Genomic DNA, 15,929 nt, shown 5'->3' with positions numbered 1-15,929 from the left:
GGCCCGACGTAATTAGCCGAAAGTGTTGGAAGCACTTTCGGCTCTTTTTAGGCATGTGGGTAATTGTATAGCTATTTCTTCATATCATTGAGCTTTTTTGGTTTAACAATTGTTTGATTAAAAAGGTCATTTAAGGCAGCACTATTAATTTTTTGTCTTTTATTTTAAAGTGGACATCTCCCAATTCCAATATTTTTAATGCTTCAGATAATTTGGAGCTTCGCGGTATCTGCCCTTCAAAAAAATCATCACTTATTGCTCCCTCATAACTTACATCAACATCATACCATCTGGAAAACTGCCGCATCAATGATTGCAGGTCAGCATGTTCAAAGCGGAAATAACCATTCTTCCAGGCAACAGCAATTTCAGTATCCACTTGTTGTATGTTAATAGGCGCCTTGCCGGGTTGAATAATTGATTGTTGCCCGGGTTTAAGAAACTTTGCACTGGGCTGGTTAAGTTGAGATATCTTTACCGATCCTTCCAGTAAGGTTGTTGTTACTACCGATTCGTCCACATAGGCGTTAATGTTGAAATGTGTGCCAAGTACCTCGACTATTTGGTTGTTACTGATTACACGGAATGGTAAATGTTTATTTTTTTTAACTTCAAAATAAACCTCTCCGGATATTTTTACCTGCCGCTCATTTTCCCCAAAAGCGAGCGGAAAGCTAATCGACGAACAGGCATTAAGCCACACATCCGATCCGTCCGGCAGAGTAATTTGATATTGTCCTGCCCTTGGCGTAGTTACCGTATTATATAGCATTTCGCCATTGTTTGGGCCAGCTCCTAAAGCTGTATTGTTATAGGCTAGCCGCCCATCTTTTGTCTTCTTGACAATGGCGCTTTTTTCTCGGGCTAATATTCCGCTTTGGGCTTGATCAAGGTCGATTTTTTCGCCGTTTGATAAAGTAAGTATTGCTTTATTACGACCGGGACTGGCATCGGTTTTTATAACAGCAATTTTGTGCGCGCTGTATTTTATTGACGGCCTTAAAAATAAGTATGCACCGACAGATAAGCAAAGAAGGACAATTGCTGCGGCAGCAACGCGATAAGAAAAAAACGTTGTTTGTGCAGCTGCCCGGTCAGAATTGCTTTTCATTTTCATAACAGACCGAAGCATTCGTTCCTTTAATGCCTCGGGGCTATCACCCAGGAGATCGGGCATGCCGGTGTCATCAAAGGATTTATACCAATCATTGAATTCCTTACGTTCGTCTTCTGTAATGCTATCATCCTGCCATTTCCTGGCAAGTTCCCATATGCGTTCCTGGTTTTCCTTTGCAGCCATTAAAGATGTCGTTTTATATATAGACAAAACAAAGGCACAAATCCCTATGCAGCAAAAAAAAATTGCGACCTACATGCAGGTATTGAATATTACCGTTACGAGAACAAAAGAAAAATGGAGATAAGGAATAATGAGATATGAAAAAATGTCCCCTTGAGCTTTTTACGGGCCCTTGATAAATGAGCTTCTACTGTTTTTTCGGAAATTGTCAGTTCCTCGGCAATTTGTCGTTGTGAATATCCCTGAACGTACTTTAAGTTGAAAATTTCCCTGCATTTGTCCGGTAAGCTGCTTAAAGATACCTGTATGTGTTGTTGGAGGTCAAGTAAGTCCAGCCGGTGAGTTGTACTTTCATCAATTTCTGATACTCTTTCAGCAATCTCCTGAGAATAAGTCACTCGCCGGGCTTTTTTTGATAACCTGTTAATTACGCCGAACTTTACTGCTGATGAAAAATAATTATCAAATCCCTTTATCAATTCGAACGACCTTCGATTCCGCCAAAGGCTGTAAAATATATCTTGAACGACTTCTTCTGCTTCGCAGGAGTCATTTAATCTGTTTCGCGCCAATATATAAAGCTTACTCCAATAGCGTTCATAAATTTCAACGAATGCAGCCTCATCATCTGACGTTAAAAGATCAGCAAGTTGATGATCATCAAAAGCTCCGTAAATCGACGCCATGTTTTATAAAGTTTTAAACATAAAGTGAATAAAAGAGGTCGCCTTTTATTTCCGGTTTGGCAATAATTACTACGATCTTAATTGCGTTCAATACATCAGAAGTGTACTGAAACGAATCATTAAACATCAAAATGAAATTTACTGGTTTCGTTTATAATTGACTCGACGAAAATAGTTATTTATAATTGTTTGCAAAATATTATGTTTTGGTTTCACTATACTGGCACCCTCTTTGGACTTCCTGGATTAGTGTAAGTTCCCTGATAGGGTCTGCTCCCGCGGCCAACAAACCCATTCTGGCGCATACTCCGCAAGATTCACCTAATATAGAATTTGAATTTGACACCGTTTTTTCATTCCGGATCCGGGCACTTCCGTAACTTACAGACCTGCCCTTGTATATAGAAAAACCAAACGTCATTTTAGGGCCTAAATATCATTACACCGTTTAAAAACCAGTCAACCGGCGTCGAGTCTTAGCTTCAAAGTAATAGTCGCGTTCAGTTTGCGTGATTTAGTTAAAATTATATCGGGTAACCAACTGTAACCGTTGTTTTTCCCTTCTAAATTTACATCGGTAAAATTAGATAGGAAGAGATTTGCGAAGCGATGAAATTGATATATAGCTATTAAGAATAAATATCAGAAAAGGTTATGGAGTCCGAAAGCTGCAAGTTGATCTACGATTGGCAAAGTATTTAATCCTTTGTCCGTTAGTCGGTATTCAACTCTGGGGGGAATTTCTGCGTATGATTTCTTAGCAACAAATTCATTTGCCACCAAGACGTTCAATTCGTGCATTAGCACCTTCTCACTGATTCCGGGAATACATCTTTTTAACTCGCCGTACCTGATAGTCCTTTCATTTATTTGGAACAGTATTAACAACGTCCATTTGCCACCCAACAATACTAAAGATTTTCTAACCGGGCAGTTTATATCCGACTGCATGATTATTTTCGGAGTTTCTTCCATTTGATTATCAATATATCTAACCTACAGGTAAGTACCTTACCGGTAAGTAAGTACTTGTGCAAAAGTAAGATATCACATTACTTTGCAAAGTAAACATTAAAAAAATCAAATATTATGATGCCAAAGGAAATAATTTCAGCCTATTTGGAAGCCTTAGGAAAAGGCGATGTAGGCCTTGCCTTTTCATTCTTTAGTCCCAACGCACAATGGCATCAACCAGGATCCCACAAATTTTCAGGAGTAAAATCAGGAATCGAGGCAATCGGAAAAATGCTCGGTGGTATGATGGAAGCAACCCGGGGAAGTTTTGCATTGAAGCCATACGGAAATTTAATGGTCAACGGCAAGATGGCCGCATTGCCAGTTCGCTTTAGCGGCACAATTGACGACCGAAACATCGATATGACCGGAGTAGACCTGTTTGAAGTAAATGAAGGAAAGATCACAGGAGTATGGCTATTTTCCGATGATCAGGAACTCGAAGACAAGTTTTGGGGTAAATAATTCTTTTCAGGGATTCAATGACGAAGGATCCGAATTAAAAAAGAGCTTCAAGGTATTTAATTACAACAAAGTACCATCATTTCCAGTCCATAAGGGAGCTTCCCCTATTAGAATAGTAACGGCAATGACAATTATCGATACAAATTCAGGGTTGTCCCCATTGAAGAGTATTCGAATAATAGTTATTGCCAAAACTTTTTTGAGATTTAGATAATGATCAACTTATGAATATCAAAAGGTATAAACATAAACTTCTTCTCCTTACTACCTATTACAAAAAAACAATTAAATCTCTTTAGTACCTACCTATATGAAAAAAATGCCACTTGTAATTATTGTATTGTTTACTCTCCGTTATTTTGCTGATGCACAGAATGTACAACCAGTAACCGTGATCAAAAAGCACGAACAATCAGCTTCCGGCTCCTTAAAATGGCGAGCCGACCACTATATTGTAAATAGAGATTCGGCATTTACCGACCCGGGAGTAGCCATAAAAAAGCTTATGGGAGGCAATAAGAGATTCGTCGAAAATAAATCCATTCGCCCCAGACAGGATGCGGAAACCATTAAAAAATTAGGCTTGGGTCAAAAACCTTTTGCAACCATTGTAAGCTGTTCTGATTCACGCGTGCCAAATGAAATCGTATTCGACCAGGGTGTAGGTGATTTATTTATTATCAGAACCGCAGGGCAAGTTTCATCGGCGGCCTCTTATGGAAGCATAGAGTATGCGGTGTTAAAATTGTACACCAGGTTAATTGTTGTTTTAGGACATACTGAGTGTGGCGCCGTGGCGGCGGCAGTGCAAAGACCTGAAGATGTTCCTGGCCACATAGTGACTTTAATAAATGAAATTAAACCTGCTGTAGCCAAAGTAGCACACATGCCGGGCGATCCTGTAAATAATGCAGTAAGACAAAATGTAATCGATCAGGTGAATATCCTCAGGAATTTAGATCCTATCTTGCATAAAAAATATTCAAAAGGCGAGATACTGATCGTAGGCGCCGTTTATGATATTCACACTGGAAAGGTAGAACTCTTAAAGGAAACCTTGCATGGTCTTCCGGAAAAGAAATCTAAGTAAGCCATACCACCATGAAAATTAGGGTCAGCGCCTTCTATAATGTTTTTTGTAGCTGGATGACTCTTTTTTTATACATGGCATTGCTCTGCCTTTTAAGGACGTAGCAATTAAATAAACATCTGAATTTATGACTTAATTCTTTATACTTTAAGTTTAGAATGCACTCGAATAACCTGTGGTTTTGTTTATATAAGTCCCGATTGAAAATTTCAAAGGGAATTAATTGTGTTTTTTACACTTTTAAATTTTATTTATATATTAGTCCGCTAATCACTAAATTTTTTAATTCAAACCAATTACTTACGCAATAACCGATCTGGACGAAAGTTCATCTATCGATTATTTGCTAGAATGCTTATATCTAAACGAGTAAATATTTTTTAGCAAATGAAAAGTCTGATGGAGATGACTGATGAAGATATCCTGCTTCAATTAAATACAAAGGACGAGACCGCAGCGTTTATTGAAATATACAATCGTTATTATGTTCAATTGTATAATGCAGCCTGTAAACGTTGCTCTTCAACCGAAGTTGCTGAAGAAATTGTACAAGATCTTTACATCAATCTATGGAGGAACCGGGCAACCATCAAAATTAATTCTTCTCTAAGTGGCTATCTGTTTACCGCCGTTCGGAATCTGATACTGAACCAAATTCAGAAAGAAACTGTCAGAAGGAGGGTTTATGAATCGTTTGTTCATGACAGCATTGATTATGATAATTCCACGGAAGAAATAGTGATGGCTAACGACTTAAGCCATCAATTAAATATAAACCTCGGTTTTCTGCCCGAAAAATGCCGTTCCGTATTTGAGCTCAGCCGTAAGCATCATAAAAGTAATAAACAAATTGCTCAGCAATTAGGTATTTCAGAAAAGACGGTTGAAAATCATATTACAAGGGCCTTAAAATATTTACGTATCGGCCTTCATTATATTCTTTTATCCCTGGCCGCCTTTGTTTTTTTTAAGTAAAGGTAAATTCTTACTTATTCTTATCCATAGATTGCTCGTTTAGTTTTATCGCTTTCCGCACAATATATACGTACCAATGAACCTCCGCTGTGTGGGTGTGATATGTTTTAATTAAATATTTCATGGCAAATAAGGGGGTGAGGCTTTGAGAACTGTCATATCTGTATAGCCGCTAATTTAAAACCGATTAAATGGAACCTATTTCGCCTGAATTAATACAGAAATACCTCAACGGTGCCTGTTCGCCTGAAGAAGAGAACATGGTACTCGAATGGTATAATTCTTTTGAAAGCAAAGCAGATCCATATGATCAGTTAAGCATCCAACAGCAGCAGGAATTACGGTTGAGGATGCTGGCGAATATCGAGTCGGGCCTTAATGCTGATCAAAACGGAAAAACTGTAAGAATGAAGTTCTTAAAATACATTGGTTATTCCTTAGGTGCTGCCGCTGCGCTTTTATTGTTTCTAAAAATACCAGGCTTTTTAGGTGATCAAAAAGCAGCGCAATCGACTGCTCATCTTCAGAATGAAGATATTGTTATCAACAATCATACTGGTACTATCTACAAGCAAACCCTACCTGACAAAAGCATTGTTTGGCTTAGCCCGGGTGCGCACCTAAGTTATCATAAAGTATTTAAAAAAGATTTAAGGGAAGTTACATTATCAGGAGAGTCGTTTTTTGAGGTAACCAAAGACCCAGCGCACCCATTTGTGATTTACAGTAATCATATCACTACCAGAGTATGGGGCACCACTTTCCGTGTGCACGATAGTGAACGGGAAACCACTGCAGAAGTGGCTGTAGTTACCGGTAAGGTATCTGTTGAAATTGCAAATAAAAATAAGCAAATATTTGACGTCAAAAACCAGAGGGATAATAACGTAATGTTGTTGCCGCGGCAAAAAGTAATTTACGAAGAAACCCGGCATGGTCTGAAGCTCGGGCGGATAGCCGAAATTTCCTCGTTAAATATGTGGACTAAAGCGAATCTTTCGTTTGAGAAAACCGCTTTACGTGATGTTATTCAGACGCTCAATAAGCAATTTAATGTTGAAATCGTGCTACAGGATAAAGAGTTAAACGGATATATATTGCAGGCAGACTTTACGGATCAGAGTTTGCCCGACATTATGGAGATGTTAAAAAAACTATTAAAACTAACCTATGTAACGGATGGGAAAAAATTTACGTTGCAGAAGGAAACCTCTAGATAACCAATTATTATTAACCTTAAATCCCTCATATGAAGAAATCGTAACTACCCTTAATCCCTAAAATGAAAGAAAGAGTGCTTGCGACACCCTTTCTTTTAGATTCCCCCCATGTCTCGGAAAAGAACACCTTAGTTAAGGTGCAGGGGGATTTTTGTCTCATTTTTTAACCAAATAAAACATTCTAATGTATGAATATTAATTTACAAAGATCCATTGACTGGTGTAGAATCATGAAAATAACATGTAGTCAGCTATTGATAGCAATTGCGTTTACAGGGGTTTCCCTGGCCAGCCCCAGCCATGCCCAGGGGATATTATCACAACAGGTAAATATCTCTGCTAAAAATATGGATTTGAGCAGCTTTTTAAAAAAGCTGGAAAAAAAGACCAACGTCAAATTTATTTATTTTCAAAATATACTCGAAAGCACGAAAAAGATAAATATCGATGTACATCAGGAAAAGCTTAAAGATTTGTTAACTGAACTACTGAGGCCTTATAACATTAGCTATGATATTGTAAATGACCGGATAGTACTAAGTAAGAATACCAAGGAGCTTTCCATAACAGCTACCGACGCCAAATCAGGTATCGAAGAAATGCAAGTGGTTTCCGTTAGTGGAAAAGTTACTGACGAGAGCGGCCAGGGCCTCCCCGGCGTAGTTGTGAGATTAAAGGGTACGGCTACCGCGGTAAGTACTAACGAACAAGGTGTTTATATCATTAATATACCAGATTATAATGGAACATTGGTTTTCACCTTTATCGGCTATGCCAGTCGCGAAGTATTGATTAACGGCCAGAAAAACATCAACGTGAAGTTAGAGCCTGAAAGTAAAGATTTAGGCGAAGTTGTCGTTGTCGGTTACGGAACGCAAAAGAAGGTCAATCTTACCGGTTCGGTATCCAGTATATCTTCAAATGACTTGGATAACAGGCCGATAACACAAGCATCGCAGGCTTTGGCGGGCCTGGCTGCGGGTGTGCAGGTTTCCCAGGGGAGCGGCCGTCCGGGAAATGACGGAGCAGGTATCACTATAAGAGGAATAGGCTCTTTTGGCGCCGGCCGGGATGCGCTGGTGTTAATTGATGGATTGGCCGGGTCACTCAATGATATTGATCCGGATAATATAAAAAGCATATCTGTACTAAAGGACGCCGCATCGGCATCTATTTATGGAACCCGCGCAGCAAATGGGGTGATCCTGGTGGAAACCAAACGCGGACAAAACGGTAAAATGCAAATTGCCTATAATAATTATTTAGGATGGCAAAAGGCAACTTCTCTGCCTGATTTTGTGAATTCCTGGGAGTACGCGCAACTCACTGGCGCATCGGCAGATGTGGTCGCCAAATACAAAAGCGGTACCGATCCTGATAATTATCCGAACGTATTTCACCTTAAAAATTTACTGAACTCCGGCTCCGGCTTTCAAACGGACCACAACGTGAGTTTCACCGGTGGTGATCAAAAGAATACCTATTTGCTTTCCCTTGGATACCTTAACCAAAATGGTATTGTGGCAAAAAATGATTATGAGAAATACAATTTTCTTTTAAATGTAGATAGTAAAATCAAGGACAATCTGACGTTAAAAGTAAATTTGAATGGTTATTCCGCTAACACCACAGAACCCCGGCAAAATAGCGGAGATATGCAAAGCATTATCGGATATGCCGTTCGTGAACCCAATACTTTTGCCGGGCTGAGATCCGACGGTACTTACGGACATCAGGATGCTTTCAGTCCGGAGGGCTGGCTGGCCAGCCCATCGTTTAATGATACCCGCAATAAATATTTGATGGGTGGCCTTGAGCTTACCTGGGAAATTATTAAGGGACTGACATTAAGTGGTAAAGGCGGCTATAAATACTATGATCTTACCAATACCAATTATGTTGCCGATGTTCAGTTTGATGCCAACACGCATATCGGCCCCAACAACTTAACTGTATATAAAGGTGACGGCACGTTAACAACCCTTCAGTCCTTATTACAATATACCAGAACAATTCAGAAACATAGTTTTACCATTTTGGCAGGCTATTCGCAGGAATCAAACCGGGATAACTGGATCCGGGCTTCCAGAGACAATTTTCCCAGCAACCTGTTATATGAACTGAACGCAGGCGCCGCTACCAATATGCAGTCATCGGGTTCCGCATCGGAGTGGGCGTTGAGGTCCTATTTCGGACGTTTAAATTATGCGTTCGGCGGTAAATACCTCTTTGAAGCCAATGCACGCTACGATGGTTCTTCGCGCTTTCCAAAAAATAACCGATGGGGATTTTTCCCCTCATTTTCTACCGGCTGGAGGATTTCTGAGGAGTCCTTTATTAAAGACAATATCAGTTGGATCTATAACCTTAAGCTTCGTGCTTCCTGGGGTGAGTTAGGGAACCAGAATATCTCCAATTACCCGTATCAAAACGCCATCAGCTTAGGGCAAAATTATACTTTTGGTGGAGCTCTTGCACCAGGCGCCGCATTAACCACATTATCCAATGCCGGCATTAAATGGGAAACAACGCGGATCACTGATGTGGGACTTGATCTGGATGTTTTTAAAGGAAGCCTGAGTATGACTTTAGACTACTTCGATAAAACGACCTCCGATATTCTTTACAATGTACCTGTTTCTTCGGTGCTGGGCTTAACACCATCAGAAGTTAACGCAGGTGCAATGAAAAATACCGGTTTTGAGATCATGCTTAAATATAACACTTCGATCGGTAATTTCCATATCGGTTTATCCCCTAACTTCTCCTATGTTAACAGCAGGGTTACCAAAATTGCAGGAAATATTCAGCAAGACATAGGTGCAGGTTTTTTTGTGGGTCAATCACTTAACCCGGTATATGGTTATGTAGCCGACGGTATATTCAAAGATGCTGCCGACGTTGCTGCTTATCCAACACAGCCGATCGCCGGTAGCCCTGGTGTTATCCGCTTTAAGGATATCAGCGGACCAAACGGAGTCCCGGATGGAGTAGTGAATTCCTACGATCGGACTGTGATCGGCAATACCACCCCTAAATATGCTTATGGCGCGACACTGACAGCCAACTATAAAGGGTTTGATTTTACAGCCTTGTTGCAGGGCCTGGGAGGATATTCTAAACAGATGGGGTCCTATCAGGCTTTTGCTTATTACAATTCGGGCAATATTCAAAGATGGCAGGCAGATAATGCATGGACCGCCGCCAATCCGAATCCGAATGCCGCCTATCCGGCCATAACTAATTTAAGCCAGGGAAGTGAAAATGTACAAACCTCTACTTTCTGGAACCGGAATGCCACCTATCTCCGTGTAAAGAACTTACAGCTCGGTTATTCGTTTTCCAACAGCGTGACACAAAAACTTCATATCAGCCGGTTAAGGGTTTTTATGGGCGGTCAAAATCTGTTTTCGTGGAACCATTTTTATCCTGGATGGGATCCAGAGATGTATCAAGCAACAGGGGACGGACCAAATTTTTACCCTATCACCAGCGTTTACACCTTCGGCGTAAATGTTAAATTTTAACGTGACACATCTTTTTAGATTTAACCATAAAATCACTAAAATGAAAAAGAGCTATTTAAACTCAATTATATTTAAAATAAGAATTGTTTTGGTATTGCTGGGGGCATTAACCACAAGCTGTAAAAAGAATTTCTTAGATAAAGAACCGTTAGATTCGGTTTCTGATGCAACTTTCTGGAAAACCTCTGCGGACGCTACCCTGGCCCTGAACGGTTGCTACAATACAGGCGCCAATTGGACTGATGAGGATTTCTGGACACCGAAATCCCTGCTGATACTTGACATGATGGCCGGCGATGGTTCGGAAAAAGAATCTATACCGGATCATGTAACCGATGGAACGTTAACGCCGTCGTATTGGGTTACCGGGGCATATTGGAAGAATGCTTATAAGCATATCGCCACCGATAATAACTTCCTGGACCATATTGGTAAAGTAACTATGGATGCAACACAAAAAGCGACCATGATCGCTGAAGTACGTACGCTCCGGGCCTATGAATATTTTAACCTCGCTTTATATTTTGGAGATGTTCCGTTGGTCCAGCATGTGCTGACGATTGCAGAAGCCAACAGTGTTACCCGAACTCCCAAGGCCGATATATGGGCTTTTGTTGAATCGGAGCTGAAAGCCAGCTATCCGGTGCTACCACATTCCAGGCCGGATGGAGAAAATGGCCGTGTTACTTCTGCCGCTGCATTGGCGATATTGGGTAGGTTGCAAATGGCGGAAAAGAAATGGGCAGATGCCGCTACCACTTACAAAACAATCATGGACTACAACTATTACGTTGTTGATCCAAAATTTCGTGAGCTATTTCAACAGGCCAACGAGTTCAGTCATGAGTTTATCATGACATCGCAGTATCTTAAAGATGTTTACTCTAACGTGCTTTTCATATATCTTACACCCGAAACCTGGGGAGGCTGGCACCAATTTTCGCCTTTTAATGAGTTAGTGAAGGATTATGAATGTACAGATGGCAAAAGTATTGAAGCATCTCCTTTATATGACAAGAATAATCCATACAATAATCGTGATCCGCGGCTGGATGCGACCATTATGATCTCGGACCGGACTGTTTTCAGAGGAACAACGTTTTCTTCCAAGCCGGGAACAACATTGTCCGACAGGCTTAACGAGTATCCCGGGATCTGGAGTGGGTACTGCATTCATAAATTCCTGGAAGATGATCCGGCGGTTGGTCAAGCATTTAATTCCGGAACCAATTTTCCGTTGATCCGCTACCCGGAAGTACTTTTAGGCTACCTTGAATCTGAACTTGAATCCGGCGCCTCAATCAATCAATCGCTGCTTGATCAGACCATCAACAAAGTCAGGGGAAGGGCTGCGGTTAACATGCCAGCAGTAACCACAACAGATCCGACCGCGCTAAGGACAATAATCAGGCGCGAGCGTCATATTGAATTTGCTTTCGAGGGATTGAGATATTATGATTGTCTTCGCTGGGGAATTATTGCTTCAGAAAACGACCGCCAGTTTACCGGGATGAAGCTTACCAATACACCGGCATCCTACACCGCATATCCCGTTGATGCCGATGGTTATTATATTTACAAAAAAAGAAGCTTTGTGACCGGGAAGAATGAATTGTGGCCGATACCGCAATCGGAACGCGATCTGAATAAAAATTTAACTCAAAATCCAGGCTATTAAGTCTTGCAATCTCCGATTAAAGTATCTTAACATTTATCCGGGAAGGATAGGGCGTAGTTCGTACCGATTGTCCTTCCCGGTTGTTTGCAAATTAAATCTACCGCACTGAGGCCGCATTTGCTTTCTAAATTAAACAGCATTTAAAATCTATCGTTGCCTGATGATGTGATTCGAAGGGCGGATTGATCAGATTACCAAACATTTGATAATAATAAAATGAAAGATAGTCCTGGCCCGAAATTTAATAAAACATACTACCGGACAGCTAAAGAAATTTACTTCCCACTTGATACGATTGAATTAATTTAAGCAAATAGTTATACGTGAGTTTAGGCAATTTTAAAACCAAAGTCAATTAAAAAACAATAATCTGTAATTAATCATGAGCAGAATTTTAAGCGTTATTTTTTTTATCGCAATAGCGTCATTTAAGCTAAGTGCACAAAACATTAACAAAAAAGTAAAAATTACACCAAAAACACAGTTTCCACAGCTTTCCCCGTTTCCAGCTACTCCTGTTCGGCTACCTATTGATAGTGTGCTTATGGGTGATTGGAAGTCATTTCCTGAAGTCAAATTGGATATCCCTATTGCTGACGGCCCGTTTAAGCCGACCTGGGAATCAATAGAAAAGAATTATCCGGGTGAGCCTGCATGGCTTCGTCAGGCGAAGTTTGGTATATGGGTCCACTTTGGACCGCAAGCGGCAGGTGAGAGCGGCGATTGGTACGCGCGCAGGCTTTATACGCCGGGGACAAAAGCCTATAATAATCACCTCAAGAAATATGGTCACCCTTCCGAAGCTGGATACAAAGAAGTGCTTCGTGATTGGAACCCTATCAAACTTGACCCTGCTAAATTGACTAAGATATATAAAGATGCTGGGGCCCGGTTCCTGATGATTCAGGGTGTACATCATGACAATTACGATATGTGGAATTCGCGTTATCAGCCATGGAATTCTGTTAATATTGGTCCCAGGCGCGATATAATTGGCGAATGGGCTAAAGCTTGCCGGGCAAATGATATGCGTTATGGAGTAACTTTCCATCACGAATATACCTGGTGGTGGTGGCAAACAGCGTTTGGGAGCGACAAAGTTGGCGAAAAAAAGGGCATCCCTTACGATGGTAACCTCACCTTAGCCGATGGTAAAGGCAAATGGTGGCAAGGGTATGATCCGCGTTTACTTTACGGAATTGACCTGCGCGAATATAAAGGCGTTGAAAAGGAAGCGGCTTCTCCATGGAACCCACCGCCAGCCGGCATTTTTAACAATCATTTGGACTATGCCAAATGGTATGCCACTCGATGGGCGTTAAGGATGATGGATGTGGTAAAACATTACGATCCTGATTTTATTTACACCGACGGCACGGTTCAAGGGCCATTTACAGGTAACGGAACAGGCACCGGGTTAAAAGCCAATGCCATGCAAACAGTTATTGCAGATTATTATAACCGTACGCTCAAAAAGCGAGGGGCGGTAAACACATTTAGCATCGTAAAATTCCGCGATAAAACAAATGGCACAGTAAATACCGAGGAATTCGGAATTCCGGCGAATATAAAAACCGATCAACCCTGGATAGCTGAAGCGCCGGTAGGCGATTGGTTTTACGAACCTGGATTTACATATGACTCGGGTATGGTGATCCGTTATATTATAGAGGCCATAGCCCGCGACGGAAACGCGGCAGTATGTATCTCGATTTTGCCCGATGGATCACTGGATAAGGGCAGCCAGCAGCTATTAAAGGAAGTGGGTGTCTGGATGCGCCGCAACGGCGAGGCCGTTTATGGAAGCCACGCTTGGGTCATCGCTGGCGAAGGAGAACAAGTGAATGGCAAGCTGAAAATGCTGCCTCCGGGCGCATTGACTCGCAGGCAGGCCGAATTTAAATTCGATCTCCGGGATTTTCGTTTTACCAGAGGCAAAAATGGAGCGTTGTATGCTTTTTGCATGACCGTACCTTTATCCGGAACACGCTTAATGATAAGATCATTGGGTACAGATTCAAAGCATCTTACCAAGGAAATTAAATCTGTGACACTGTTGGGTTATAACGGTAAACTGGAATGGAAACAGGAAGCCGAAGGGCTGTCTGTCATCTGCCCATCGAACATGCCGTACTCGACTTCCATTGTGTTCAGGATTGATTAAGGACAGTTAATCTTATCAACGACAATAAGGGAATCTTTTAATCCCCTTATTGTCGTAAGTTAAAGAAATTCGAATTTAAAGTTGGTAGTCGTTTAAATGGATTTTTTTACATTTTGAGGTTGCAGGTCAAAAACCGACAATGAAAAATTTTCTGTGCCTGGTAACGGCTGATCATTTGTATATAATCTGATGATATTATTTTTTATTCTTTGCCCATCCCTATTGTATGCCACCGCTGCCCCATCGGACAGACCAGGCACTTCACTGCCTCGTTATAATACAGGCTGTCGTTACTGAATGCTTTGATGTCTTCTTTTTGTTCTTTATCAACCTTATTGTATTTATGTAGGCTTCGATGCCCTTTCCCCGCAATATGACGTGGTTTTCGTCAGAGCAGTAACCCACATCTGCTACCACCGCTTCAGGAAGTTGATCTGAAGATAATAGCGGTAACAACTTCTCCAATTTATATGCTAGCAGTGTCAGCTATCCGGGTCAAATGGCTTAAAGACTACTTTCCCTCCTATAACTTTAAATAGCCAAACCTTTTAAAAATAAAAAGGGCCGCCTCGCTTTTGAGACGGCCTCTTATTTTATACAGGCATTTTCCTTTTACTGCTTTGCTTTTTTGCGGGCAGCTCCTCCTTTTGCTGCTTATCTTGCTTTTGGTTATTGGTCTGCTTTTGTTCCGGTTGTAATAGCTCTTCCCGTTTGATCTTTTTCATTTGATGATCGTACAGGTCAACGGTCTTGAATTGTGGGCTTGCTGAGATAAAATATTTCTTTTCTTCGCCGTGTCGCTCCACGGTGATCTGTTGGGCATTCCCTTTCTTTAAAGAGCGCAACAGATTATCCTGTCCTTCCGCGGTGCCCATTTCTTTTATGCCCTTACCCGAGATCACCTGCTCAACGTCAAAACCGTAGTTTTCACTGAAACGTTTAATTTCTTTGCTGCCGTTTTGGGCTAGGTTATCATTGTCCAGTTGCAGCCAGGCATGATACTTTTCACCTTCCTTATTGAACAGTTGTTTGTGTACAGCGCGGCCTTCCATCAGGTTAAAGGCTTCTTTGGCGGTGATGCCATTGCCTTTGTTGATGTAAAAAGTTTGGTTTTGTTCTTTCTCCTTCCCTTTACCGAGCGTGGCATCGAACTTGTTAAAGAAATACATTTCCTGGTTATCCCCGCTTTTGAAATGGAGGGTGTAATCCACTTTTTGCTGGTTAAACTCATGCTTTGCCGGCAGCGTAAATTCCAACATTTTTTTGTCGATGTTTTTCTCTAATGCTTCGTTCACCTGTTCCCCAAATCCGAGGTTCAAAAGGCTTTTTTTTAGAAATTCTAAATTTTGCGTGTTCATAATTGTATTTGTTTTTAGTAAATAAATATGCTGTTGTGTTTCGGTGCGGTTTAGCGGTATAAAAACGTCACGGTTCATCTTCGGCTGGCATTGGTACAGTTGCAGCAGGGTGATTGCTTCTTCGGCAGGGACATCTTGCCGGAAATATTGCAAGTGTTGACAACCGGGCGTGGTCAAATTGTCCATAGCACATTCCGTGCATATTAGCTCATACCGCCCATCAGTATCACGTCCAAAATAAAGGGTGAAAAAAGCCAGATCATCACCGGCTGGTTTGCTCAGCTCAATGTCCGGTAAGCCCAAATCATTGCTAAGGATGAACGTGCGTAGTTGATCGACTACCACCGGCTCGTTGAAGCCAAGGTCAGCCAGCTGGGTTTTGAGTTCATAAAAATTGATGCCGGTATTCATGTCTTTTCGCTTTTGTGTTTGGATAACGCTAAGCCTGTATA

11 protein-coding genes are annotated in these 15,929 nt (G+C 41.3%); 7 read left to right on the top strand and 4 right to left on the bottom strand.

Annotated elements, in window-relative coordinates; all coding sequences use genetic code 11:
• Positions 1 to 130: 130 nt before the first annotated feature.
• The 3 genes from ACNURT_RS21385 to ACNURT_RS21375 form a co-directional block, all read right to left on the bottom strand.
• The gene (locus ACNURT_RS21385) at positions 131 to 1,300 is read right to left on the bottom strand and encodes a FecR family protein (RefSeq protein ID WP_419699446.1); all 1,170 of its coding nucleotides are present in this window, start codon (positions 1,298 to 1,300) and stop codon (positions 131 to 133) included.
• A gap of 95 nt (positions 1,301 to 1,395) precedes the next feature.
• Positions 1,396 to 1,986, bottom strand: a complete 591-nt coding sequence (locus ACNURT_RS21380) for an RNA polymerase sigma factor (RefSeq protein WP_090463630.1) — start codon at positions 1,984 to 1,986, stop codon at positions 1,396 to 1,398.
• A 642-nt stretch (positions 1,987 to 2,628) separates the two neighbouring features.
• A complete protein-coding gene (locus tag ACNURT_RS21375) occupies positions 2,629 to 2,937 on the bottom strand; it encodes a winged helix-turn-helix transcriptional regulator (protein WP_090465725.1) in 309 nt (102 codons plus the stop codon).
• 138 nt (positions 2,938 to 3,075) lie between these two features.
• Between ACNURT_RS21375 and ACNURT_RS21370 the strand changes: the two genes are divergently transcribed.
• The 7 genes from ACNURT_RS21370 to ACNURT_RS21340 all read left to right on the top strand — a co-directional run bounded on the left by ACNURT_RS21370 (position 3,076) and on the right by ACNURT_RS21340 (position 14,119).
• On the top strand, positions 3,076 to 3,465 hold the full coding sequence (locus ACNURT_RS21370) for a nuclear transport factor 2 family protein (protein ID WP_090463636.1): 390 nt from the start codon (positions 3,076 to 3,078) through the stop codon (positions 3,463 to 3,465).
• Between the two features lie 310 nt (positions 3,466 to 3,775).
• A complete protein-coding gene (locus ACNURT_RS21365; RefSeq protein WP_419699445.1) occupies positions 3,776 to 4,555 on the top strand; it encodes a carbonic anhydrase in 780 nt (259 codons plus the stop codon).
• 387 nt (positions 4,556 to 4,942) lie between these two features.
• Complete coding sequence (locus ACNURT_RS21360; RefSeq protein WP_090463639.1) at positions 4,943 to 5,530, top strand: RNA polymerase sigma-70 factor; 588 nt, start codon at positions 4,943 to 4,945, stop codon at positions 5,528 to 5,530.
• Positions 5,531 to 5,721: 191 nt separating this feature from the next.
• Complete coding sequence (locus ACNURT_RS21355) at positions 5,722 to 6,750, top strand: FecR family protein (protein WP_090463642.1); 1,029 nt, start codon at positions 5,722 to 5,724, stop codon at positions 6,748 to 6,750.
• A gap of 230 nt (positions 6,751 to 6,980) precedes the next feature.
• Positions 6,981 to 10,277: a SusC/RagA family TonB-linked outer membrane protein gene (locus ACNURT_RS21350; protein ID WP_255366841.1), complete on the top strand. Its 3,297-nt coding sequence runs from the start codon at positions 6,981 to 6,983 to the stop codon at positions 10,275 to 10,277.
• Between the two features lie 40 nt (positions 10,278 to 10,317).
• Positions 10,318 to 11,955 carry a RagB/SusD family nutrient uptake outer membrane protein gene (locus tag ACNURT_RS21345; RefSeq protein WP_090463649.1) on the top strand — a complete coding sequence of 546 codons (1,638 nt, stop codon included), beginning with the start codon at positions 10,318 to 10,320 and terminating at the stop codon, positions 11,953 to 11,955.
• Positions 11,956 to 12,337: 382 nt separating this feature from the next.
• Complete coding sequence (locus tag ACNURT_RS21340) at positions 12,338 to 14,119, top strand: alpha-L-fucosidase (RefSeq protein ID WP_419699444.1); 1,782 nt, start codon at positions 12,338 to 12,340, stop codon at positions 14,117 to 14,119.
• A gap of 593 nt (positions 14,120 to 14,712) precedes the next feature.
• On the opposite strand, the gene ACNURT_RS21335 is transcribed toward ACNURT_RS21340, so the two are convergent.
• Positions 14,713 to 15,888: a hypothetical protein gene (locus ACNURT_RS21335; protein WP_090463654.1), complete on the bottom strand. Its 1,176-nt coding sequence runs from the start codon at positions 15,886 to 15,888 to the stop codon at positions 14,713 to 14,715.
• Positions 15,889 to 15,929 lie beyond the last annotated feature (41 nt).

It is taken from the genome of Mucilaginibacter sp. NFX135 (assembly GCF_048565145.1).
Taxonomy (GTDB): Bacteria; Bacteroidota; Bacteroidia; order Sphingobacteriales; family Sphingobacteriaceae; genus Mucilaginibacter.
The sequence above is the reverse complement of the archived record's forward strand: the minus strand, read 5'-3'. Positions and strand labels throughout refer to the sequence as shown.

Coding starts and splice junctions, on each gene's coding strand:
- ACNURT_RS21385 (WP_419699446.1), bottom strand. CDS start 1,300: ATGGCTGCAAAGGAAAACCAGGAACGCATATGGGAACTTGCCAGGAAA.
- ACNURT_RS21380 (WP_090463630.1), bottom strand. CDS start 1,986: ATGGCGTCGATTTACGGAGCTTTTGATGATCATCAACTTGCTGATCTT.
- ACNURT_RS21375 (WP_090465725.1), bottom strand. CDS start 2,937: ATGCAGTCGGATATAAACTGCCCGGTTAGAAAATCTTTAGTATTGTTG.
- ACNURT_RS21370 (WP_090463636.1), top strand. CDS start 3,076: ATGATGCCAAAGGAAATAATTTCAGCCTATTTGGAAGCCTTAGGAAAA.
- ACNURT_RS21365 (WP_419699445.1), top strand. CDS start 3,776: ATGAAAAAAATGCCACTTGTAATTATTGTATTGTTTACTCTCCGTTAT.
- ACNURT_RS21360 (WP_090463639.1), top strand. CDS start 4,943: ATGAAAAGTCTGATGGAGATGACTGATGAAGATATCCTGCTTCAATTA.
- ACNURT_RS21355 (WP_090463642.1), top strand. CDS start 5,722: ATGGAACCTATTTCGCCTGAATTAATACAGAAATACCTCAACGGTGCC.
- ACNURT_RS21350 (WP_255366841.1), top strand. CDS start 6,981: ATGAAAATAACATGTAGTCAGCTATTGATAGCAATTGCGTTTACAGGG.
- ACNURT_RS21345 (WP_090463649.1), top strand. CDS start 10,318: ATGAAAAAGAGCTATTTAAACTCAATTATATTTAAAATAAGAATTGTT.
- ACNURT_RS21340 (WP_419699444.1), top strand. CDS start 12,338: ATGAGCAGAATTTTAAGCGTTATTTTTTTTATCGCAATAGCGTCATTT.
- ACNURT_RS21335 (WP_090463654.1), bottom strand. CDS start 15,888: ATGAATACCGGCATCAATTTTTATGAACTCAAAACCCAGCTGGCTGAC.